Raw genomic sequence first — 22,459 nt, forward strand, 5'->3', positions numbered from 1 at the left:
CATCCTCCCATGCACTTTTTTGACGCCGATGCCACCCGGACCGCCCTGCCCTTTGATCGCCTGATCCCCGCCATCCGGGAGCGCTTCGCCAGCGGCGTGGAAACGCCGGCGCGTCATGTGCATGAAATCACCAGCCCGCTCAGCGATGCCGGCGGCGACATCGCCAGCCGGCGCATGACCTCGCTCATCATGCCGGCCTGGATCCCGGGGCGGTATTACGGTGTGAAGATCGTCAACATCGCGCCGGGTAACGCCAAGCGTGGCCTGCCGGGCCTGCACGGCAGCTACCTGCTGTTTGACGCACGCACCGGCGTGCCGCTGGCCCACATGGACGGCGACCAGATCACCGCGCGGCGCACCGCCGCCGCGTCCGCCCTGGGCGGCTCCTACTTGGCACGCGAAGACGCCAGCCACCTGCTGCTGGTGGGTGCAGGCCAGGTGGCGCGGCTGCTGCCAGCGGCCTGGCGCACGGTGCGCAAGATCGAACAGGTGACGGTGTGGGCGCGGCGCCCGGAAGAAGCGCAAAAGCTCGCCCGCCTGTTGAAGACCGAGGGCTTCCAGGCCGAAGCGGCGACCGACCTGCAGGCCGCCTGCGCCGAGGCCCACGTCGTGAGCTGCGCCACGCTCGCCACGGAGCCGGTGGTGCGCGGTGCCTGGCTGGCGCCAGGCTCGCACCTGGACCTGATCGGCAGCTTCACGCCGGCCATGCGCGAGGCCGACGATGCGTGTTTCGAGCAGGCGCGCGTGTTCGTGGACACCGACGAAGCGCTCAAGAAAAGCGGCGAGCTGCTGGTGGCGATCGCCCACGGCGTGCTGAGCGAGACCGATGTGCGCGGTACGCTGACCACGCTGTGCAAGGGCGTGGCCACCGGCCGGCGCAGCGCCGCCGAGCGCACCGTGTTCAAGGCGGTGGGCACGGCCTTGGAAGATCTGGCAGCAGCGGTTCTGATTTACGATTCACGCCGCGGCGAGCCGGCCTGAACCGATCCGGCCGGTACATCTCCCAGATCTTTTGGCGCGGTAACGCGCTCGCTCTTTCCCGGGATTTTCATGACCATTCTGATGTTTCTCGGAGGCCTGGCGGCGCTGGTGGGTGGCGCCGAGCTGCTGGTGCGCGGCGCGTCCAAGCTGGCGCTTTCGTTCGGTATTTCGCCGCTGGTGGTGGGCCTGACCATCGTCGCCTTTGGCACGAGCGCGCCGGAGATGGCGGTCTCGGTGGGCGCTGTGCTTGAAGGCAAGACCGACATCGCCATTGGCAACGTGGTGGGCAGCAACATCTTCAACGTTCTGTTCATCCTGGGCCTGTCCGCACTGATCACGCCCCTGGTGGTCAACATCCAGCTGATCCGCCAGGAAGTGCCCATCATGCTGGGCGCTTCGCTGCTGCTGCTGGTGTTCGCCCTCGACGGCAACGTCGGCCTGCTCGACGGCGCCATGCTGTTTGCCCTGCTGCTGGCCTACACCGTGTTCCTCATCGTGCAGTCGCGCGGCGAGACTCGGGCAGCCAACGAAGAGTACGCGGCGGAGTTCAAGCCGGCGGAAAAAGGCGGCTGGGACGAGCGCCTGCCGGTGCAGATCGGCCTGATCGTGATCGGTCTGGCCTTTCTGGTGCTGGGTTCGAACTGGCTGGTGACGGCGTCGGTGATCTTTGCCAAGGCGCTGGGCGTGAGCGATGTGGTGATCGCACTCACCATCGTGGCCGCCGGCACCTCCATGCCCGAGGTCGCCACCTCGGTGATGGCCGCCATCAAGGGCGAGCGCGACATCGCGGTGGGCAACGTGGTGGGCAGCAGCACCTTCAACATCCTGGGCTGCGTGGGCCTGTCGGGCATGGCGGCGGGCAGTGCGGGGCTGGTGATTCCGGCTTCGGTGATGGCTTTTGACATGTGGGTCATGGTGGCGGTGGCCCTAGCCTGCCTGCCGGTGTTCATGACCGGGCGCGAAATCGCGCGCTGGGAAGGCGGCGTGTTCCTGTTCTATTACGTGGCCTATGTGAGCTACCTGGTGCTGCTGGCGCAACAAAGCGCTTCGTTGCCGCTGTATGCGACCGCGATGACCAGCTTCGTGCTGCCGCTGACCGTGATCGCCATGGTGGTGGCCATGGTGCGGAGCACCGGCAAGGCCTGAGGCCTGCGGTCACTCAGGTTGACGAGGTCGCTGAGTCGGCCTGCGCCTGCAGGCGGACGAGCAGCGCATCAAGCTGCCGGCGCTCGGTGGCGCTCAGACCGGCCATCAGCGCGCGGTTGATCTCGACCACCCTGGGAAAGAGCTCGGTGGCGATGCGGCGGCCCTCCTCAGTCAACGAGACATGAACTTCGCGCCGGTCGGACGGCCTGGGCTGGCGGCGGATCAGGCCTTTTTCGTCCAGCCGGGTCAGCGTGCGAGAGGTGCGTGTCCGATCCAGCATGGCGTGGTCGGCCAGCTCACTGGAGAGCGCGCCCTCGTGAGCCGACAAGAATGACAGCACCCGCCACTCTCGCCGGGTGAGGCCATATTCGGCTTCGCAAAGGCGCACCACCCGTCCACTGGCCGTCGCCTGTAAGCGGTAGAGGCGGTAGAGCAGCAGATCGGCCAGCTGCAATGGGTCGCTCAGGCGGTCATCGGTCGCTTGGGGCATAGGCTGGTGGAAAGAGCTCGGGAAAACACCCAGATCAATTGATTTCCGCAATTGATTGTGAGTGCCTAGCATGGGTCACCTGCCTAGGACTTGCCCCAACCTGGAGACCCATCATGATCATTCGCCGCACCCTGCTCGCCGCCGCCCTGGCCTCCCTCAGCGCCATCGCGAGCCTGCCCGCCGCCGCCCAACCCCTGCAAGGCAATCTGCGCCTGGTCGTGCCCTATGCGCCGGGCGGCTCGTCCGATCGCGTGGCCCGCATCGTGGCCGAAAAGCTCACGCCTAAACTGGGCGTGCCGGTGATCGTGGAGAACAAGGCCGGCGCCGGCGGGCGGCTCGCTGCACAACAGCTGCGCAGCACACCGGCCGACCAGAACGTGCTGATGCTGGCGAACCCCGCCATCATGGTGGTGGCGCCGCTGATCTACCAAGATGTCGGCTACGACCCCGAAAAAGACTACCAGCCGGTCTCGCATGTGAGCCAGTACGAGTTTGCGGTGGCGGTTAGCAGCGCGGTGCCGGTGCGCGAACTCAACCACCTGTTGGCGTGGCTGCGGGCCAACCCGGAGAAGGCCAATTTCGGCGTGCCCGCCACCGGCAGCCTGCCGCACTTTTTTGCGCTGATGGTGTCCGAGCAGGCCAACGTGAAAGGCCAGGTGGTGGGATACCGGGGCTCGGGCCCGCTGCTCAACGATTTGCTCGGCGGCCAGATCCCCGTCGCATTCGACACGCTGGACACCTTGCTGCCGCAGCAGGACGGCGGCAAGCTGCGCATCCTGGCGTCATCGGGCAAGCAGCGCTCGCCGTTTGCACCCAACACGCCCACCTTCAACGAAGCCGGCCTGAAACTGGCCGCCGATGGCTGGAACGCGTTTTTTGCACCGGCCGCCATGCCGGCCGCGAGCGTGGCCCAGTTGTCGGCCGCCATTGCCGAGGTGATGAAGGACCCTGAAACGCAACGCCGCTTCACCGAAGCCAAGCTCGACCCGGTGGCCAGCACCGCCGCACAGACCCGCGCCATGCTCACCGCCTACCGCGCCCAGTGGGCGCCGGTGGTGCAAAAGTCAGGATTCAAGCCCTGAGCATGCCGGCGGCCATGCATCGCCCCAACATCGTCTTCATCGTCTCCGACGACCTGGGCTTTGCCGACCTGGGGTGCTACGGTGCGCGGCCGCGGCCTGAAGGGCCGGTGTCGCCCCACATCGACGCGCTGGCCGCCGGCGGTCTTCGGCTGACCGAGGGCTACGCCAACTCGCCCGTGTGTTCGCCCACGCGTTTTGCGCTCATGACCATGCGCTACCAGTACCGCTTGCGCGGTGCGCTGGAAGAGCCCATCAACAGCCGCAGCAAGGGCAGCGATACGCTGGGCCTGCCGCCCGAGATCCCGACGCTGCCGTCCCTGCTGCAAGGCGCGGGTTACCACACCGCGCTGATCGGCAAGTGGCATCTGGGCTATCCGCCACACTTCGGTCCGCAGCGCTCGGGCTACGACACGTTCTTCGGCATCATGGCCGGCGGCGTGGACTACTTCACCCATTGCTCCTCCGCCGGCGACCACGACCTCTACATCGGTGAAGAGACGCACAAGGAAGTGGGCTACCTGACCGATGTGTTCTCGAAGCGAGCGGTCGACCATGTGCACCAACGCGCGGCCGATGCGAGAGCGGGCCAGCCTTTTTTCCTCAGCCTGCACTACACGGCGCCACACTGGCCGTGGGAGACGCGTGACGACGCCCACATTGCGCCCGAGGTGGCGAAAAACCTGTTCCATCTCGACGGCGGCAACCTGCACAGCTACCGCAAGATGATCCACCACATGGACGAAGGCATCGGCTGGATCGTGGACGCGCTGCGCAGCGAATGCCTGCTGGAAAACACGCTGATCGTCTTCACCAGCGACAACGGCGGTGAGCGTTTTTCCGACAACTGGCCACTGGTGGGCGGCAAGATGGACCTGACCGAGGGCGGCATCCGCGTGCCATGGATTGCGCACTGGTCCGCAGTCATCCCCCCCGGTGGCGTCAGCGCCCAGCACTGCATGACCATGGACTGGTCGACCACCCTGCTGGCCGAGGGTGCTGGCCAGCCCCACCCAGACTACCCGCTCGACGGCGTGTCGCTCAGTGCCTTGCTGCGCGACCCGACCCACCACTTCGAACGCCCGCTGTACTGGCGCATGAACCACCGCGGCCAGCGCGCGCTGCGCGAGGGCGACTGGAAGTACCTGATGGTCGACGGCTTTGAATACCTGTTCAACATCCCGGCCGACGAGCGCGAGCGCGCCAATCTCGCACGGCGCGAGCCCGAGCGCCTGGCAGCCATGCGCGAGCGCTGGCTGGCCTGGGATGCCGGCCTGCCGCCGATTCCCGAGGACGCGACGATCAGTTTAGGCTACGGCGCGAAAGACATGCCGCAGCGCTGAGGACGCTATTCGGCTGGTACCTGCCGGATGCCGAGCACCCCGCCCTTGATGTGCAGGTCGCGCTGCGGGAACGGGAACTCGATGCCTTCAGCGTTGAAGCGCTCGTAGATCGCGTAGTTGAGCTGGCTGATGAGCCGGCCCTTGCGGTCAACCAGACTGGCCGACCAGACCATGAGCTCGAAGACCACGCCGTTGTCGCCGAATTCCTTGAGCCATACGTTGGGCTCAGGGGTGTCCAGCACGTCGGGATCGATCTGGGCCACTTCCAGCAGCACGCGCTTGACCAGCTGCGCGTCGGTGCCGTAGGCCACGCTCACCGGCACATGGAAGCGCACACTGTCGTCGTTGTACTTCCAGTTGATCACGTCCTCGGTGATGAACTTGGAGTTGGGAACGATGACGGCGATGTTGTCGTTGTCCAGCACCGTGGTGCTGCGCGCGCCGATGTCGACCACATTGCCCTCCACGCCGCCGACCACGATGCGGTCGCCGATCTTCACCGGGCGCTCGAACATGATGATGAGGCCGGCGATGAAGTTGCTGACCACGTTCTGCAGGCCAAAACCGACACCGATCCCGATGGCGCCGGCCATGACATTGAAGGTGGTGAGGTCGATGCCCACGGTCTGCACGATCGCCAGAAGGCCGACCAGCAACACGGTGTAGCGCACCACCGCCGCCACCGCCAGGCGCGCGCCAGGGTCGAGGCGCTTGCGCAGCACTGGGCCTTCGCTGAGCCAGTGCTGCAGGCGCTTGCTGGTCCAGAACAGCAGCAGGACCAGCACCACCAGCGCAGCCAGAGAGCCGGCACTGATGCGGAATTCGGTGGTCTGGATGATGGGCCAGGCCATGGCGTTTTGCAGCCAGGCCCAGGTATCGGAGAGCATGTCCATGGTCTGTTCTCCCAATGATTCGGCGGCTGCTCAGAGCAGCCAGAGCGTGGCGAGGCCGAGGAAGGCGAAGAAGCCCATGACATCGGTGACCGTGGTGAGGATGACACTACCGGCCAGCGCCGGGTCGATGCCCATGCGGTGCAGCAGTAGCGGAATGCCCACGCCAGCCAGCGCAGCGCTCAGCAGGTTGATCAGGATGGCCGCCCCGATGATGCCGCCCAGCATGGGACTGCCGAACCAGGCGAACACCAGCGCGCCGATCACCACCGCCCAGAGCAAGCCGTTGATGGCCGAAATGCCCATCTCGCGCGAGAACAGCAGCCGCAGGTTGCCTTTCTGCACCTGACCCAGCGCCAGGCCACGGATCACCAGGGTAAGCGTCTGGCTGCCGGCGATGCCACCCATGCTGGCCACGATGGGCATGAGGACAGCAAGCGCCACCAGCTGCTCCAGCGTGGCCTCGAAGCGGCTGATGACGGCGGCGGCCAGCAACGCGGTCAGGAGGTTGATGCCCAGCCACAGCGCGCGGCTGCGCGAGCCGGCCCACACCGGGCCGAACATGTCGGCCTCCTGATTCAGGCCGGCCATCTGCATCACCGAGCGGTCGGCTTCTTCGCGGATGCGGTCGACCACGTCGTCCACCGTGATGCGGCCTACGAGGCGATGGTCGGCATCGACCACTGGCGCCGAGAGCAGGTCCAGGTCCTCAAAGAGCTGCGCGACCTCAGCCGCGGGCATGTCCACCGGAATACCGGTCACATCAGTGTGCATCAGGTCCGACACGCGCGTGTGGATGTCGGCTGTGACCAGCGAGCTCAGGCGCAATCCCCCCTGGTAAATGCCCTCGCGATTCACCACCATCAGCATGTCGGTCTGCGGCGGCAGCTCGTCAAGCAGGCGCAGATAGCGCAGTACCGTGCCCACGCGCACATCGGCACGCACCTCGATCGGGTCGGCGTTCATCAGGCCACCAGCCGAATCTTCCGGGTGAGACAGCAGGGCTTCGAGCTGCTGGCGCCGGCTGCCGCCGGTGGCGGCCATCAGGCGCGCGCCGATCTCACTGGGCAGGCTCTGGATCAGGTCGACCAGGTCGTCGAGCGCCAGCGTCTGCACGGAGGCGGCGAGGTCATCGGGGTCAAGGTCTTGCGCCAGCGCCGCGCAGATTTCTTCGTGCAGAAAGGTCAGCACCTTGCCCGCGCGCTCGGTCTCGACCATGCTCCAGACCGCGCGGCGCTCATCGGGCGGCAGGGCTTCGAGCAGACCGGCCACCTTGGCCGGGTGGGTGCGGTGCAGCAGCTTGCCCACCCGCTTGAGCCGCCCTTCGGCCAGCGCCTCGCGCACCGCCTGCAGGTGGCCTTGCACGTTGTGCGGCTGGACCGGCAGCGCATCGCCATCGACCAGCCCGACCGGCTCGGCGTCTTCCAGGTCGAGCTCGCGCAGCTGCTTGCGTGGCTCGGCGCGCAGGTGCGGCAGAATGCGCTGCTCCAGCGCGCCATCGACCTGCTGCCAGAGGGCGTCGCGCCGCTCTCCATCCAGCCGCTCGATCAGGGCCGCGATCTTGGCCGGGTGCAGGCGGGCGAGCAGCTTGCGCACGCGCTTGTTCTTGCCCTCAGCCAGCGCCTGGATGATGTGCTCGCTGTCGGTGACAGCGCGCGGCTGGTGGGTGGTGTGTTCGCTGTTCATAGCGGCCAAACCCATAAGAGCAGCGGCACGCTGATGGCCACCACAATCACCTCGACCACCAGGCCCAGGCGCCAGTAGTCACCAAACCGAAAACCGCCGGGGCCGAGGATCAGCGTGTTGTTCTGGTGGCCAATCGGGGTCAGGAAGGCGCAGGACGCGCCGATGGCCACCGCCATCAGGAACGCGTCGGCGCTCACCCCGAGCGCAGCCGCGGTGCCGATGGCGATCGGACACATCACGGCGGCGGTGGCGGCGTTGTTGATCAAGTCTGAGAGGAACATCGTGACCAGCAACACCAGCACCAGCGCACCCACCGGGCTGCCCTGCGCCACGCTCTCCAGCAACGCGCGCGCGATCAGATCCGCGGTGCCGGTGGTCTCCATCACCGAGGCCACCGGGATCAGCGCGCCCAGCAGCATGATCACCGGCCAGTCGATGGCGTCGTACACCGAGCGCAGCGGCACAGTGCGCAGCGCCATCGAGGCCAGCACACCGAGCGCAAACGCGATCGCCGTGGGCAGCAGCGCAAACGCCGCCGCGCCGACCGAGCCGACCATGATGGCGCCGGCGATCCAAGCCTTGCGCACGCTGGGGATCTGCAAGGCGCGGGGCGCCAGTGGCACACAGCCCATGTCGGCGGCGAAATCGTTGATGGCATCGGGCGGACCCTGCATCAACAACAGATCGCCAGGCCTGAGCGTCATCAGTCGCAGGCGCTTGAGCGAGCGCGTGCCATGGCGCGACACCGCCAGCAGGTTCAGGCCGAAGCGGCTGCGCAGCTGGATGTCGGTGGCAGAACGGCCCTCCAGCATCGAGCCGGGGCGCACGGCGAGCTCCATCAGCACGATGTCGCGCGAGGCGCCGTCATCCTTGTCCTTGTCCTTGTCTTTCTCGCTGTCGGTGGCCTCTTGGCCGTTCTTGCCAATATGAATCTGCTGCAAGGCGTCACCGCCTTTTCGCGCCGGCTGCGCCTTCGGAGCGGCGCCCTCGGTCTCGTTGGCCTTGCCATCCTGCCCCTCGTCAGCAGGCTCGGATGGGCGCACCGCCTCTTCCAGCTTGAGTCCGAGCTCGGACAGCAGCTTGGACAGCGACTCCGCCTCGGCCTCCAACACCAGAATATCGCCCTCGCGCAAGCGCCGCCCCGGATTCGGCGCGATCACACGCATGTGGTCGCGCGCCATGCCCACCACCTGCGCCCCCACCTCGTCGAGCACCGGGTCGAGCTCGCGCAAGGTCTTGCCCAGCGACTTGCTCTCGGCGACGACCCGCGCTTCGGTCAGGTAGGCGCCGGTCTCGAAACCCTCCAGCCCCGCTTCCTTGCGCACCGGCACCAGCCGCCAGCCGATCAGCGCCACGAAGGCGACCCCGGCCACGGCCACGGCCAGACCCACCGGCGTGAAGTCGAACATGGCAAAGCTACCGGACCCGCTCTGAGCCCGAAAAGCCGAGACGATGAGGTTGGGCGGGGTGCCGATCAGCGTCGTCATGCCGCCCAGGATGGTGCCGAAGGCCAGCGGCATCAGCACCTGGCCGGGCGCGATGTCCAGCCGGCGCGCAAGCTGGATCGCCAGCGGCATCAGGAGCGCCATGGCGCCCACGTTGTTCATGAAGCCCGAGAGCAGCGCGCCCAACCCCACCAGCGCCAGCAGGCTGAAGGTGGTGCCGGCGTTCTTGGGCAGCGCGTGGCGCGCCAGCACATCGACCGCCCCCGAGAGCTGCAGCCCACGGCTGAGCACCAGCACACAGGCCACCGACACCACCGCGGGATGACCCAAACCCTGAAACGCCTCGCTCGCCGGCAGCAGGCCCGTGACCACGCAGGCCAGCAAAGCGCCAATCGCCACCATGTCGTGCCGCCAGCGCCCCCAGAGGAACATCCCGACCGTGACGGCCAGGATGGTCAGGATGAGGAGCTGATCGTTCTGCATGAGGTGCGCAAGGCAAGGGGTCGTATCAGACCGGTGGGGGGTTGCGCCGCGAAGGCGAAGCGGGCGTGCCCGGGAGCTTGCCACAAACGGGCGGGGCCAGAGGCGAGCGTGCGCGCGCTCAGCGGCTGCCCTGGCCTGCCTGCCGGACTTCAAGCAACAGTGCGGCGAAAGACTGCTGGTTGTCCGAGGCATTGCGCATCGGCTTGTCCAGCATCTCCGTCAGCTGCTCCAGGCCCGCTTCATCGGCGCGCATGTAGAGCTGCCCCACTTTTTCGGCCACGGCACGGTAGCTGTTGTCGATCTCGGTGATGCGGCGGGCCATCTCGTCTAGCAAGTCCAGATCCCGGCTGTCGAGCTCGCGTTCGTGGCGGGTATCGGTCTCGGACACCATCAGATGGCCGCTGCGAGCGCCGGGAGGCGGTGTGGGAGTGCGAGGACGCTGCTGGAATGCCGCCATCAGGTCTGGTCCAGCTTGACCAGCGGCGCCTGGTCCACCCGCGCCTGCTCCATCTTGTTGAGGCGCTCGTGCAGCAGGCGGAACTCCGTCAGCAGGGTGTGTTGCAGTCCATCCAGGCGCGAGCCTTCGGCCTTCTCGGCCAGGGCCTTGGCGTCCCGCAACTCCTTGTGCAGCCAGCGGGCTTCAATCAAGCCGGTGATGCGGCTGTACAGCGTGGCGATGAAAAACAAGGCCACGAAGATGCCGGTTAGGCCGAGCAGGATCAGCCCCATGGGCGCCTGAATGTCGGCCACCAACAGATTGATGCGGGTGTCGGCCAGCAAGGCCGACCAGTTCAGCCCGGCAAACAGCACCGTAACGGCGACGGCACCCCAAGCCAGCCAATGGCTGATGCGTTCCATGGCAACTCCTCAATGGTGAATGAATCAGGTCATGGTAAAACTTCATCTCTGATAATCCAATAACACTATCGCGAAATCAAATTTTCAGAAATGAAATCCAAAACCCCTGACCACCCCCCCGGCTCGCGCGACACGGCGACCGGTGCACGAAGCCTGCTGGGCTGGAGCGACTTTGAGGTCGTGATGGTGGTGGCACAGGTGGGCCAGCTGTCGCGCGCAGCCGAAGCGCTGGCGATGTCCCATGTGACCCTGCTGCGCAAGCTGGCGGCCATCGAATCGCGCCTCAAGGCGCGCCTGTTTGACCGAGCTCGCGGCCACTACACGCCCACCGCGGCTGGCGACGAGCTCATTGGCGCGGCGCGCAGCATGGCGCCGCTGGCGCGCCAGGCCGAGATGAAGGTGATCGGCCAGGACCTGCGGCCCAGCGGCCATGTGCGCATCACCGCCGCGGGCGTGCTGGTGGGGCATGCGCTGCCGCCGGTACTGGGTCAGTTTTCGACCGCGTTTCCCGAGGTCACGCTGGAGCTGCTATCCACCCGCAACCTGGTCAGCCTGACGCGGCGCGAGGCCGACGTGGCGTTTCGCATCAGCGACCGCGTGCCCGACTGGCTGGTCGGCCGCCAGCTAGCCCAGCTCGACTTCAAGGTCTACGGCCTCCGGCGCGATGGCCTCAAGCCGAGACTGCAGACCCACCAGGCGCTGGCCAGACAGAAGCGCTGGATCGCCTTCGAGAGCGACGCGCGCGAGCTCAAGTTCGACCGATGGCTGCTCGACCACGTGCCCGACAGCTCGGTGACCTTGCGGGTCGACAGCTTCGAGCACGCGCTGGCGATGCTGCGCGCCGGGCTGGGCATTGCACTCTTGCCCGCCTTTCTGGAACACAGCTGCCCTGAGCTGCAGCCGTTGTCTGCCGCCATTCCCGAGCTGCGCACGCCGCTGTGGGTCATCACCCACAAGGAGCTGAGCCAGACCATGCGCATCAAGGTGGTGATGCAGGCCATAGGGCCCGCGCTGGCGCACGCGGTCAAGGCGCCGGTGAGCAAGGCGTGAAGCCGCAGGGTTAGCATCGCGCCATGTCCCGATCTGATCGCCTGCAGCGCTGGTTGCCGTTCCTGAGCTGGCCACGGCCCGACCTGCCGCTGCTGCGCAGCGAGGCCATGGCCGGCGTGACGGTCGGCCTGATGGTGGTGCCGCAAGGCATTGCCTACGCCAGCCTGGCCGGCATGCCGCTGATCACCGGCATCTACGCGTCCATGCTGCCGGCACTGATCGCGGTGCTGTTCAGCGCCTCGCCGCGCCTGTCGGTCGGCCCCACTGCGCTGACCTGCCTGCTGGTGAGTGCCTCGCTCACCGGGCTGGCCGAGCCGGGGAGCGCGCGCTGGATCGAGCTGGCGATGTGGCTGGCGCTGCTGTCCGGGCTGCTGCAGATCGCGCTGGGCTACCTGCGCTCAGGCTGGCTGCTCAGCCTGGTGAACGCGCCGGTGCTCATGGCCTTCACCCAGGGTGCTGCGCTGCTCATCATCGGCTCACAGCTGCCCGCGCTGCTTGGCCTGCCGGACGGCTGGGCCGGCTTCATCGCGCAACCCAGCATCCACGCGCCGACGCTGGCGTTTGGTCTGGGCGCCACCGCCGCGCTGCTGCTGGCGCGCCTGCTGCCCAAGGGCTTTCCGATGGTGCTGGTGCTGGTGGTGGCGAGTTCGGCACTCAGTGCCGTGATCGGTTTCGAGGCTGGCGGCGGCGCCGTCATTGGTGACCTGCCCCAGGGCCTGCCCGGGCTGGCACTGCCCGCCTGGCCCGGCTGGGACACGCTGGGCCAGCTGATCCTGCCCACGCTGGTCATCACCCTGGTAAGTTTTCTGGAAACCGCGTCCAGCGCGCGGATCGACACCCGCGAGCAAGGCCAGCGCTGGGACCGCGAACAAGATCTGATCGGCCACGGCCTGGGCAAAATCGCCGCCGGCCTCAGTGGCGCCTTTCCCACCAGCACCTCGTTTTCCCGCTCGGCGCTCAACCGCTTCGCCGGTGCGCGCACCGGCTGGTCGGTGGTGTTCTCGGTCGCCCTGGTAGGCCTGGCGCTGATGTTCACGCCCGCGCTGCACCATGTGCCCATGGCGGTGCTGGCGGCAATCGTGGTGGTGGCCGTGCAGGGCCTGATCGCGCCGCGCGACTTTGTTCGGGTGTGGAAGGTCTCGCGGGTGGAGGCCGGCATCGCCGTGGTCACGCTGGCGGTGACAGTGCTGTCGGCGCCGCGCCTGTACTGGGGCGTGCTCACCGGCGTCGTCATGGCACTCAGCCACTTTTTGTTCATGCGACTGCACCCGCGCATCATCGAAGTGGGCCTGCACCCGGACGGCAGCCTGCGCGACCGCCACCTGTGGAACCTGCCGTTGCTTGGGCCTCACACCTACGCCGTGCGCATGGATGCCGCCCTCGACTTCGCCACCGCCAACGACCTGGAGCGCACCATCACGCTGCACATTGTTCGCCACCCCGACACCCGTCACGTGCTGCTGATCGCCCACCCCATCAACTGGATCGACGCCACCGGCGTCGAAGTCTTCGGCACGCTTCGCGCCCAGCTGCTGGCGCAAGACATCACGCTGCACCTGGTGGGCCTGAAGCTGCCGGTTGAGCGCCTGCTCAAGGCGGCCGGGCACCTGGCAGAAGACCCGCGGCTGCGGCTGTACCGGACCGAAGCCGAGGCGCTGCAGACCGCGTGGGAAGAAGCCAGCGCAGAGCCGGGTGGCCAGCCTGAACCTGCGTCCTCCGCCTCACCAGCCTGAGCTGCCAGGGCCGCCCTTGAACGGCCCGACCAGTTCGGGCGTGACCCAGCCGCCATAGAAGCCGCCGGGCTGCGGCGTGACGGGCTCGCCGCCCACGGTGCAGTCCAGCCCCTGGGCGTAGAACGCCACGCAGTCGGCGATGGCCTGCGCCCCGGTCAGAGGTTCAGGGTAGCTCCAGCCAATGCGCTCCAGGCGATGCTCGCCGCGCACCAGCGACCAGTAGCAAGCGGGTCCCTTCCATTCGCAGAACGAGCCACCGCCGGCGGGTTGCAGCAGCGAGCGGTCCACATCGGTCCAGGGCAAGTAAAAACACGGCGGGTGCGCCGTTTCGAGCAGGCGGATCGCGCCGCACGTGCGCGCCAGCAGCACGCCGTTCCAGTGCACCACCACTTCGCGCGCATCGGCCTCCAGGGCTGGCGGGCGCGGGAAGTCCCACACGGAGGTTTGTCCCGGTGCAGGCACCACGGCAAACGGTGGCCGCGCCTGGCCGCGCCAGACCCACTGGCTACGGGCGCGGGCAATGTCTTGCGCTGAAGGGTTCATGGTGGTGTTCGTCCTGGTGGCACATGCGGGCTGTGCGGACACGCCCTGATGCTCGGTCTTCGCATGTTGCCCCGGATCGGCGATCTGGGAAGGCCTGCGGGTCAAAGCCCCGTTGTCTGCGCCATACGGCCGACTGGTACAGCCTCAGACGCGCGCCCTTTAACCTCGGCTCCGGGTCGGTTTGACACGGATCAAGCGATGAACGCAGGCGAGCGTCAACAATAGTTCTGCGCTGTCTGCAGTGCCGCGCGTCAGGCCTACAAAGCGTGTCGAGACGCGCGGCCACTGGCTGACCGGCCAGAACCACACGAAAGGCCACTCATGAACACGTTGTCGCGCAGCCCACTTCCGCACCCGGCGCCGACATTGCACTGGCTCTCTTTCGACAGGGGTTGGTGCGCGTGGAGGTGAGCAGCACCGTGCGCCTGAACGGCTGCTTCAAGTTGCGGGATGACCGCATCGTCGCGCGGGGAACCATTCAATGAAAACGCCCGCTTGGGCCTCCGTTGCTTTGGGCCTGCTGGTTGCTTGCCGGTGGATAGGCTGGCATTTCCAGCAAGACATCAAACGCGCCACCGCGTATTCTTCGGTTGGAGGCCAGGTGGTGGACACCGACTGCGGGCCGATCGAGTTTCAGGCTGCGGGGCAAGGCGTTCCTTTGCTGATCATCCATGGCAGCGGCGGTGGACATGACCAGGGCATGGCGTGGGCGCGGCCGCTGGCACAAGAGGGTGTGCGGGTGATTGCGATGTCGCGCTTCGGCTATCTCCGCACGCCCCGGCCTGCCGATGCCTCGCCCGAGGCACAGGCCGATGCACACGTCTGCCTGATGGACGCGCTGGGCATCGCGCGCGCGGCGGTGATGGGCGTCTCGGCCGGCGGTCCGTCGGCGATGCAAACCGCCATCCGACACCCGGACCGGATCAGCGGGCTGGTGCTGGTGGTGCCCATCGCCTGGAAGCCCGGCACGGTGACCGACTCCGCGCCGCCAGTGTCAGACGCGAAGGACGCATGGCTGCTGCGGCTGCTGGGTTCGGACTTCCTGTTCTGGACCGGGCTGCAACTGGCCCGCGATCAGCTGTTTCGGCATGTCCTGGCCACGCCACCCGAACTGATTGCCGCAGCCAGCCCCAAGGAGCAGGCGCGGGTCAACGACCTGGCCGACCGCATTCTTCCGGTGTCGCTTCGCGCCGCAGGGTTGCGCGACGATACCCGCCTGGGCAAAAGCCTGGGACCCTATGAGCTCGCCGCCATCCAGGCGCCCACGCTGGTGGTGAGTGCGAGCGACGATGGCTTCGGTACCTACGCCGCCGCCGAATACACCGCCCGGCACATCAACGGCGCGCGCTTTCTCGGCTTCGATCAAGGTGGCCACCTGCTGGTGGGGCAAGAAGAGACGGTGCGCACCGCCATCTTGGACCTGTTGAACGGCGAACTTTCGCGTGACACCAACTGACTTTCCCTTCGCACACGGTTTTCCGCAAAGGCTGCGCGGTGCCGTGCTTGTTCGGAATAGCGCTGCGAATCATCCCAAGGAGGTCGACCCATGACGCTGATGAAGACGGCCCTGGTGATCGTGCTGCTGCTCGCGCTGGCACTGGCCGCGCTGGTCGCCTTCGGGCGCTGGCGCTGGGACGGTCTGACGCAAGACGTGTTCGCGCGCCTGGAGGCCGCGCGCGCTGAACACAAGACCATCACCTTTGATGCGCGCGAGCTCGATGGCCTGCCGCCGGTGGTGCAGCGCTACTTCCGCACCGTGCTGCGCGACGGCGCGCCCATCGTTGCCGCGGTGTCGGTCGACCACGCGGGTCACTTCAACATGGGCGAGACCACCGACCGCTGGATTCCCTTCACCTCGCGCCAGCGCGTGGTGACGCAGCGACCTGGCTTCGTGTGGGATGGCGACATGCGCCTGCTGCCCGGCCTGAGCATGCGGGTGCACGATGCCTATGTGGCCGGCGAAGGCCTGCTGCGCCCATCCCTACTCGGCGCGTTCACCCTCATGGAGTTGCGCGGAGGTGGCGACGTGGCGCAAGGCGAGCTCATGCGCTTCTTCGCTGAAGCCGCCTGGTACCCCACCGCCCTGCTGCCCAGCCAGGGCGTTCAATGGACAGCGGTCGATGACCGCTCGGCCAAGGCCACGATGAGCGACGGCCCGCTGACGTTGACGCTGAGCTTTGCCTTCACCGAGGACGGCCTGATGGAGTCGGTGCGCGCCGAGGCACGGGGCCGCACCGAAAGCGGCCAGATCGTCATGCGACCCTGGGAAGGACGCTGGTTCGACTTTCAGGAATCGGGCGGCATGCGCGTGCCCATGCGCGGGGAGGTGGCCTGGCTGCTGCCAGCCGAGCTGGGAGGGCGCAAGCCCTACTGGCGCGGCATGATCACCTCGCTGCGCTACGAGCTGGCGAGCAGGCCGTAGCGGATTCTTGCGGAACGAGGATCGACACTAAGCGTTTGCGACCCGTGCGGTGCCGCCCCTGAGGGAATAGCGTGTGAGGCCATCGAGTGCCTCCACCTCGGCTTGCGCTCGACGATTCCCATAAACCGCTTCCTTGAGCCAGGCGAGTTCTTCATCCAGCAAGGGCTCGCTGACCACGCGGCAAGACCAGACCTTGGCGTCGGCATCCCAGCGGTAGCCCCGGGCCTTGAGCTTGTCTTTGGTCTCAAACGGTGAACCGGTCGCGCGAACCTGGTAGCTGGGCTGGGCTGCGGCATGGATCAACTGGCTCAGGCCGGTGGTGCCGCTGTCACCCACAGGCTGCGTCAAGACCTGCAGCAAGGCGTGGCAATCCACCTGTGCGCGGTGCGCGTCGTAAAACCAGCCTTGATCGTTGGCCAGCGCACTCAGCTTGGACGAGCCTGCGCCGGCGGCCTTCCAGTCGATATCCGCAAATGAGCAAGCCCATGGTTTGGCCGCAAAGCCGGGAAAGCGCGCCTCCACAAAGGGCCGGTCAAACCCGGCGTTGTGCGCGACGATCAGATTGGCTCTCGCCACCATGGCTGCCACCGTGGCGTCATCTAGGCGCTGACCTCGGACCATCTCATCGCTGATGCCTGTGATCTCCTGCGCCACGGGCGGAATGGGCATACCAGGGTCTTCGAATCCTTCAAAGATGTCGACCGGCCCGAAGGGCAGCCCGGTTGCCGAGTCCACCGCCACCAGCAGCATCGCCAGCTCGATGATCTTGTCTGCCTGGTGCGAGAGCCCGGTGGTTTCGGTGTCAAGGACCAGCACATGCTGCACACGGCTGTCATCCTCGCCTGTTTCCGGAATGTGCGACTTAGGGCCGTAGTCCAGACAAGGCACCAGTCGTCGAAGGACCCGGTAGTCGGCGTGTTGCGCCAGCAGGCGCGCCATTTGATCCCAGTTCGGCGCTTGGGGAGCGGCCTCTTCTTTCGCTGGGGTCGGCGGCTCTACCGGCTGGGGGGAATCGAATTCCAAACTGAACTGCGTCATGCGTCAAGGCTACCAGCCCTGACACCTGGCGAGCGCCGTCCAGCAACAGGCAAGGAGATCAGATGGGCCACGCGTGCGCCAGACGGTCAGCCTCTCCACGGATCATTGGTCTTGGACCTGGTGCGGCCCAAACGTCACACTGATGTGGCTGCTGGGGAAAGGACTGGACTGTGGTGCGGGCCACGGGAAACCCACGCAAGTCGTTGATGTTGGTGCGGCTGGCGGGGATCGAACCCACGACCCTCGGCTTCGGAGGCCGATACTCTATCCACTGAGCTACAGCCGCATGCTGTCTGGAGACCAATAGTCTATCTGGAGGTCGCCTGGCCAATGACGACAACCTTCGGAGGCCAATACTCTATCCACTGAGCTACAGCCGCATGCTGTAAGAAGACCCATCGTCAAAAAGTGGCGATGTGCCCCGGGCGACTATAGCCCTTGGAGACTTCTGCGCTGCCCACCGAGCGTGGGCGCGAACGGCCGAATTCTAACAGTCAGGGGTCTTGCAAGCCGCCTGCAAGAGGGCGCTCGGTATAATCAGCGGCTGCCCGCCGCGTGTGTGAATTCGCGGCCGGCCACTGTGGCCCTGAGGGCCCTATTCCGCTATCTTTGAGGAAACCATGAGCGACCACGCGCACGAAGACCACACCGGCCCCATCAAGACGCCTGCCCAGTTGCTCTGGACGTCGTTCTTTTTCTTCGTGGCGCCGATTTTCATCATCATCGGCTTGGTGTATTTCGTGACCTCCGGCAACAAGCCCGCCGCTGGCGCGGTGGATGTCGAGCTGGCCACGGCGCAGCGCATCCAGCGCATCGGCACCGTGGAGTTGCGCGACGCCAACCGGCCGCTGGCCTCTGGCGAAGCCGTCTACGCCGCTCAATGCACGGCCTGCCACGCTGCCGGACTGGTGGGTGCGCCCAAGTCGGGTGACGCCGCCGCCTGGGCGCCTCGCATCGCTACCGGATACGAAGCCCTCCTGAACTCTGCCCTCAAGGGCAAGGGCGCCATGGGTGCTCAGGGTGGTGGCGCCTACAGCGACGTGGAGATCGGTCGTGCGGTGGTGCACATGGCCAATGCCGCCGGTGCCAAGTTCGAAGTGCCGGCTGCACCCGCAGCCGAAGGCGCCGCCGCGCCAGCACCTGCCGCTGAAGTGGCGGCAGCACCTGCACCTGCTCCGACGGTTGCTGCCGAGGTGGTGGCCGCTGCGCCTGCTGCAGCCGCTGCACCGGCTGCAGCCCCCATGACCGTGGCCGCTGGCGCTGGTGAAGCGCTGTACAAGCAAGCCTGTACCGTGTGCCACGCTGCCGGGATCGCTGGGGCACCGAAGTCGGGGGACAAAGCTGCCTGGGGACCGCGCGTGGGCAATGGCGTGGAAGCGCTGACCGCCAGCGTGCTCAAAGGCAAGGGTGCGATGCCTCCCCGCGGTGGCTCGGCCGCCTCGGACGCCGAGATCAGGGCCGCCGTGGAATACATGCTGGCCCAGCTCAAGTAAGCCAGGCGCCTCGCGCACGAACAAGCCGGTCAATGACCGGCTTTTTTATCTGCCCGCTTGAAACAGGGGCGATCAGTGAGGCTTCGCCGACGGACTGGGCTGCCGCGCCGTGTGCAGGCGCTGCGGGCTGCGCACAAAGCCGAACTCGGCAGGCAGCTGCTTCGACCACACGTCTTGCGGCGCCCAGTTGCCGCGCTCCACCGCATCGGCGGCGAGCGCCATGTCGCTGGTGTGCACCAGACCCAGGCCGAGCGCGGTCACCAGGTACAGCCGCCCCAGTTCGTCGAGCAGGCAGCGCTGCACCGGGCCCGCGTCCGCGCCGGTGTGGGCGAGCACCCGCCCATCGGGCTGCAGGCGCCAGACAAAAGGCGTGGCTTCCAGCTCCAGGTACACCCGCTGGGGTCCGTTCTGGAAAAACCATTGGCCTTGCTCGTCGGCGGCGCAATTGCGGTGGATGAAATCGATCAGCTTGTCGTGTCGCAGCAGCGAGCCTTTGCTGGCCTGGCCGGTTTCGCCTGGCTCCAGCGCAAAGGGGCCGGCCGCCTGGGTGCTGTCATCGCGCATGTACCAGTTACCGCGGGCATCGAGCCCCAGCCAGCCGAAGCAGTGCGGCACGTTGGGCCATTTGGCGAGAGCGGCTTTGACCAGATCGTCCATGGACTCTTGTATCACGCATGCGCCAGCAGCCATTGCCCTACGGCTTCAGGCATGGTGCGCACATGCCCGGGCAAACCCAGCACACCTCGACTGGCGGTGGGAAAGCCCACGTGGCCACCCTGCGCCGGGTGCCAGAGGGTGACGTTGGCACTGACCTCGCGCGCCGTGGGCAGAGACGCTGCGGGCACAAACGGATCATTGAGGGCATTGAGGGCCAACGCCGGCACACGGATGTCGCCCATCACCGGCTTGGCGGAGGCGCGCGCCCAGTAGTCGTCGGTGTCGCGAAAGCCGTGCAGGGGTGCGGTGAACAGGTTGTCAAAAGCATAGAGATCGCGTGCGGCGAGCAGCGCTTCGCGGTCGAACAGGCCGGGGTGCTGATCCAGTTTTCGCAGCGCCTTGGGCACCATGGTGGCGAGAAACATGCGCGTATACACCAGCCGGTTGAAGCCGCGCCCGATGGCGTGACCGCCGGCCGCAAGGTCCAGCGGCGAACACACGGCGGCCACCGCGCGCACGGTGTCGGCGGCCGTGGTCCCCATTTCGCCCGCCCAGCGCAGCAGCGCATTGCCACCCAGCGAAACGCCTACCGCGATCAGCGGGCGGCCCGCGTGCTCGGCGGCAAAGCGGCGCAGCACCCAGTCGATCTCGTGAAAATCGCCTGAGTGATAGGCGCGCGGCGCGTGGTTGAGCTCGCCCGAGCAGCCGCGAAAATGCGGCACGGCAAACGCCAGGCCATGGGCTGCGGCAAAGTCAGCAAAGGCCATGGCGTAGTGGCTGCCCGACGAGCCTTCCAGGCCGTGAAACAGCACCAGCAGCGGTGCCTTCGCATCGCTCGGATGCTGGGCCTGATCCACATCGATGAAGTCGCCATCGGGCGTGGACCAGCGGCTGCGCTGCCACCTCGGCGGCGCACCGAAGTGGCGGCGGGCGGCCAGCGCGGCCCAGATGGTCTGGGCGTTGCCCCCGGGCAGCCAGCGCGGCGCCCGGTAGTCGATGCCAGGCGACACCCCGTCCGGCACGGACAACACCGCCGAGCCGGCCATCAATGCAGCACAGGACGCGACGAGGGCGCGTCGGCCGGTTCGCTGGGCAGGCCGGGGCTGGCGTGGTGCGCCACCATGCGCCAGCCTTGCGGCGTCTTGGCGTAGACGTTGGTCGCCACCACCCAGGCGTGCTGCATGCCGTCGTCCCCCAGCACCTCAACCCGCTCAACCACGCTGTGCACGCTGCTGGCGCCGGCATCGAGCCGGCGCACCTTTTCCGGGACTGCCTGCACGCTGCCATTGGCGAACATGGCCTCGAAGGCGGAGCGGATGGCCGCGTGGCCCAGCAGGCGCGGCCCGCCCGGATGAACGCAGAGCACATCGTCTTCGTCGGCCCAGCAGGACATGAGTCGGTCGATGTCGGCGTGTTGCAAGGCATCGTAAAACGCGGCTTCGGTGTCGTCGGGTGTGCCCGGTGGGAGCTTGGGTTTGTGCATGCCTGCTATTTTGCCGCGCGATGCTCCCGGCCTGGTGCCAACGCAGACGGGTATAGTGCCAAAGGATTGCTTTCTCAACCGGTTTGAACCGATAGACCGGCCGCCAAGGCCACGGAGGACCCCCCATGCGCAACCCCCTTCCCCGCTTGCTCGCCTGGGCCGGCGCTGTGTTGCTGGCCACCAGCATCAGCGGATGCGGCTACAACGATTTCCAGCGTCTTGACGAGCAGAGCAAGTCGGCGTGGGCCGAAGTGCTCAACCAGTACCAGCGACGCGCTGACCTGATCCCCAACATCGTCGCCACCGTCAAGGGCGAAGCCAATTTTGAGCAGGAGACGCTCACCAAGGTGATCGAGGCGCGCTCCAAGGCGACCTCAATCCAGATGACGCCCGAGATGGTCAACGACCCGGCCGCGATGCAGAAGTTTCAGGCCGCGCAGGGCGAGGTGAGCAGCGCGCTCAGCCGCCTGATGGTGGTGGTGGAGCAGTACCCCAATCTGAAGGCCAACCAGGGCTTCAGTGATCTGCGGGTACAGCTCGAAGGCACGGAGAACCGAATCACCGTGGCGCGCAACCGCTACATCCAGACCATCCAGGAATACAACGTGCTACAACGCAGCTTCCCGACCAACCTGACGGCCATGGTGTTCAGCTATCCGGCCAAGGCCAGTTTCCAGGTCGAGAACGAGGCTGCCATTTCTGCACCGCCTGCGGTGGACTTCAACAAACAATGAACTGGTGCGCGCTCTGGCGCCGGTGCGCGCTCGGCGCGCTGGCGCTGCTGCTCAGTCTCGGTGGCGCGGCCTTTGCTCAGCAGGGCTTGCAGCCCATGCCCGAGCTGCGCGCTCGGGTGATGGATCAGACGGGCACGCTGGACGCCAGCTCCGTCGCCTCGCTGGAAGCGAAGCTTGCGGCATTCGAGCAGGAGCGCGGCGCTCAGGTGGTGGTGTTGATGGTGGCCACCACGGCGCCAGAAGACATTGCCGACTACACCCAGCGCCTCGGTGACGCCTGGAAGATCGGTCGAAAGGAGGTCGGCGACGGCGTGCTGTTCGTGATCGCCAAGGATGACCGGCGTCTGCGCATCGCGACGGCCAAAACACTTGAGGGCGCGATTCCCGACCTGCTCGCGCGCCGCATCCTCGACCAAGCAGTGACACCGGCTTTTCGTCAAGGCGATTACGCCGGCGGCATCGAGGCCGGCGTGGACCAGATCCTGGCCCGCATCCGCGGCGAAGAACTGCCCTTGCCCGGGGACAGCTCTCAGAAGGTGGCAGGTGATCTGGGCTGGGTCGATCTGCTGATTTTTCTGGCCTTTGCTGTGCCCATGATCGCCGCGGTGCTGCGCAGCATCTTCGGCAGCAAGCTGGGCACGGTGCTAACCGGTGTGGGCGCGGGCGGGCTGGCGTTTGCGCTCACCGCCGTGCTGTGGATTGCGATCGGTGCAGGGCTGCTGGGCATGCTCGCCGCACTGTTCATGCAACACATGCCGGTGCAGTCGGGCACCGGGCGCGGCGGCGGTCACTGGGGCGGCAGTGGCGGCTTTGGCGGTCGTGGAGGTGGTTTCGGCGGTGGCGGCGGCTTCAGCTCGGGCGGTGGCGGGAATTTCGGCGGCGGCGGCGCCTCGGGTGGATGGTGA

The 22,459-nt window shown here is 66.9% G+C and carries 22 protein-coding genes and 1 tRNA gene; 11 read left to right on the plus strand and 12 right to left on the minus strand.

The features are described 5' to 3' along the window. Positions 1-9: 9 nt before the first annotated feature. Both GPT34_RS04390 and GPT34_RS04395 read left to right on the plus strand, forming a co-directional pair. Positions 10-981: an ornithine cyclodeaminase family protein gene (locus GPT34_RS04390; RefSeq protein ID WP_291010036.1), complete on the plus strand. Its 972-nt coding sequence runs from the start codon at positions 10-12 to the stop codon at positions 979-981. Positions 982-1,050: 69 nt separating this feature from the next. After that, positions 1,051-2,127 (plus strand): calcium/sodium antiporter, encoded by a 1,077-nt coding sequence (locus GPT34_RS04395; RefSeq protein WP_291010037.1) that lies wholly within the window; start codon positions 1,051-1,053, stop codon positions 2,125-2,127. 13 nt (positions 2,128-2,140) lie between these two features. On the opposite strand, the gene GPT34_RS04400 is transcribed toward GPT34_RS04395, so the two are convergent. Continuing rightward, a complete protein-coding gene (locus GPT34_RS04400; protein ID WP_291010038.1) occupies positions 2,141-2,617 on the minus strand; it encodes a MarR family transcriptional regulator in 477 nt (158 codons plus the stop codon). Positions 2,618-2,730: 113 nt separating this feature from the next. Between GPT34_RS04400 and GPT34_RS04405 the strand changes: the two genes are divergently transcribed. Further along, positions 2,731-3,699 (plus strand): tripartite tricarboxylate transporter substrate-binding protein, encoded by a 969-nt coding sequence (locus GPT34_RS04405; protein ID WP_291010039.1) that lies wholly within the window; start codon positions 2,731-2,733, stop codon positions 3,697-3,699. 14 nt (positions 3,700-3,713) lie between these two features. Continuing rightward, positions 3,714-5,039 (plus strand): sulfatase-like hydrolase/transferase, encoded by a 1,326-nt coding sequence (locus GPT34_RS04410; RefSeq protein ID WP_291010040.1) that lies wholly within the window; start codon positions 3,714-3,716, stop codon positions 5,037-5,039. Between the two features lie 5 nt (positions 5,040-5,044). On the opposite strand, the gene GPT34_RS04415 is transcribed toward GPT34_RS04410, so the two are convergent. The 5 genes from GPT34_RS04415 to GPT34_RS04435 form a co-directional block, all read right to left on the minus strand. After that, on the minus strand, positions 5,045-5,932 hold the full coding sequence (locus GPT34_RS04415; protein ID WP_291010041.1) for a mechanosensitive ion channel domain-containing protein: 888 nt from the start codon (positions 5,930-5,932) through the stop codon (positions 5,045-5,047). A gap of 30 nt (positions 5,933-5,962) precedes the next feature. Then, a complete protein-coding gene (gene mgtE, locus GPT34_RS04420; RefSeq protein WP_291010042.1) occupies positions 5,963-7,615 on the minus strand; it encodes a magnesium transporter in 1,653 nt (550 codons plus the stop codon). Further along, positions 7,612-9,543, minus strand: coding sequence for an SLC13 family permease (locus GPT34_RS04425; RefSeq protein WP_291010043.1), 1,932 nt, complete (start codon positions 9,541-9,543; stop codon positions 7,612-7,614). The genes mgtE and GPT34_RS04425 overlap by 4 nt, the downstream gene beginning before the upstream one ends. Positions 9,544-9,661: 118 nt before the next feature. Beyond that, positions 9,662-10,000 (minus strand): hypothetical protein, encoded by a 339-nt coding sequence (locus tag GPT34_RS04430; protein ID WP_291010044.1) that lies wholly within the window; start codon positions 9,998-10,000, stop codon positions 9,662-9,664. Next, entirely contained in the window at positions 10,000-10,401 is a 402-nt protein-coding gene (locus GPT34_RS04435; RefSeq protein WP_291010045.1) for a hypothetical protein, read from the minus strand. Before GPT34_RS04435 ends, GPT34_RS04430 begins: the two co-directional genes overlap by 1 nt. 90 nt (positions 10,402-10,491) lie before the next feature. Here GPT34_RS04435 and GPT34_RS04440 point away from each other — a divergent pair, with 90 nt between their 5' ends. Together GPT34_RS04440 and GPT34_RS04445 are read left to right on the plus strand one after the other, a co-directional pair. Further along, positions 10,492-11,451, plus strand: coding sequence for a LysR family transcriptional regulator (locus tag GPT34_RS04440; protein ID WP_291010046.1), 960 nt, complete (start codon positions 10,492-10,494; stop codon positions 11,449-11,451). Positions 11,452-11,474: 23 nt separating this feature from the next. Then, the gene (locus tag GPT34_RS04445; RefSeq protein ID WP_291010047.1) at positions 11,475-13,184 is read left to right on the plus strand and encodes a SulP family inorganic anion transporter; all 1,710 of its coding nucleotides are present in this window, start codon (positions 11,475-11,477) and stop codon (positions 13,182-13,184) included. On the opposite strand, the gene GPT34_RS04450 is transcribed toward GPT34_RS04445, so the two are convergent. After that, positions 13,173-13,727 carry a DUF427 domain-containing protein gene (locus tag GPT34_RS04450; protein WP_291010048.1) on the minus strand — a complete coding sequence of 185 codons (555 nt, stop codon included), beginning with the start codon at positions 13,725-13,727 and terminating at the stop codon, positions 13,173-13,175. The genes GPT34_RS04445 and GPT34_RS04450 overlap by 12 nt on opposite strands. A 481-nt stretch (positions 13,728-14,208) precedes the next feature. Here GPT34_RS04450 and GPT34_RS04455 point away from each other — a divergent pair, with 481 nt between their 5' ends. Both GPT34_RS04455 and GPT34_RS04460 read left to right on the plus strand, forming a co-directional pair. Continuing rightward, positions 14,209-15,183: an alpha/beta hydrolase gene (locus GPT34_RS04455; RefSeq protein WP_291010049.1), complete on the plus strand. Its 975-nt coding sequence runs from the start codon at positions 14,209-14,211 to the stop codon at positions 15,181-15,183. 90 nt (positions 15,184-15,273) lie between these two features. Continuing rightward, a complete protein-coding gene (locus tag GPT34_RS04460; protein ID WP_291010050.1) occupies positions 15,274-16,149 on the plus strand; it encodes a DUF6544 family protein in 876 nt (291 codons plus the stop codon). Between the two features lie 27 nt (positions 16,150-16,176). Here GPT34_RS04460 and GPT34_RS04465 read toward each other — a convergent pair whose 3' ends face one another. After that, positions 16,177-17,187, minus strand: a complete 1,011-nt coding sequence (locus GPT34_RS04465) for a 3'-5' exonuclease (protein ID WP_291010051.1) — start codon at positions 17,185-17,187, stop codon at positions 16,177-16,179. A 210-nt stretch (positions 17,188-17,397) separates the two neighbouring features. Beyond that, positions 17,398-17,473: transfer RNA gene (locus GPT34_RS04470), tRNA-Arg, on the minus strand. A gap of 334 nt (positions 17,474-17,807) precedes the next feature. Between GPT34_RS04470 and GPT34_RS04475 the strand changes: the two genes are divergently transcribed. Next, the gene (locus GPT34_RS04475; RefSeq protein WP_291010052.1) at positions 17,808-18,680 is read left to right on the plus strand and encodes a c-type cytochrome; all 873 of its coding nucleotides are present in this window, start codon (positions 17,808-17,810) and stop codon (positions 18,678-18,680) included. Between the two features lie 72 nt (positions 18,681-18,752). Here GPT34_RS04475 and GPT34_RS04480 read toward each other — a convergent pair whose 3' ends face one another. Genes GPT34_RS04480 through GPT34_RS04490 form a run of 3 tightly spaced genes read right to left on the minus strand, consistent with a single transcriptional unit; the run spans position 18,753 to position 20,820 of the window. Further along, positions 18,753-19,337 (minus strand): DUF2946 family protein, encoded by a 585-nt coding sequence (locus tag GPT34_RS04480; RefSeq protein ID WP_291010053.1) that lies wholly within the window; start codon positions 19,335-19,337, stop codon positions 18,753-18,755. Positions 19,338-19,348: 11 nt separating this feature from the next. Next, a complete protein-coding gene (locus tag GPT34_RS04485; protein WP_291010054.1) occupies positions 19,349-20,383 on the minus strand; it encodes an alpha/beta fold hydrolase in 1,035 nt (344 codons plus the stop codon). Beyond that, entirely contained in the window at positions 20,383-20,820 is a 438-nt protein-coding gene (locus GPT34_RS04490; RefSeq protein ID WP_291010055.1) for a nuclear transport factor 2 family protein, read from the minus strand. Before GPT34_RS04490 ends, GPT34_RS04485 begins: the two co-directional genes overlap by 1 nt. Positions 20,821-20,945: 125 nt before the next feature. Here GPT34_RS04490 and GPT34_RS04495 point away from each other — a divergent pair, with 125 nt between their 5' ends. Then, entirely contained in the window at positions 20,946-21,554 is a 609-nt protein-coding gene (locus tag GPT34_RS04495) for a LemA family protein (protein ID WP_291010056.1), read from the plus strand. Continuing rightward, positions 21,551-22,459, plus strand: a complete 909-nt coding sequence (locus GPT34_RS04500; protein WP_291010057.1) for a TPM domain-containing protein — start codon at positions 21,551-21,553, stop codon at positions 22,457-22,459. The genes GPT34_RS04495 and GPT34_RS04500 overlap by 4 nt, the downstream gene beginning before the upstream one ends.

It is taken from the genome of Hydrogenophaga sp. (assembly GCF_011390835.1).
Classification (GTDB): domain Bacteria; phylum Pseudomonadota; class Gammaproteobacteria; order Burkholderiales; family Burkholderiaceae_C; genus Hydrogenophaga.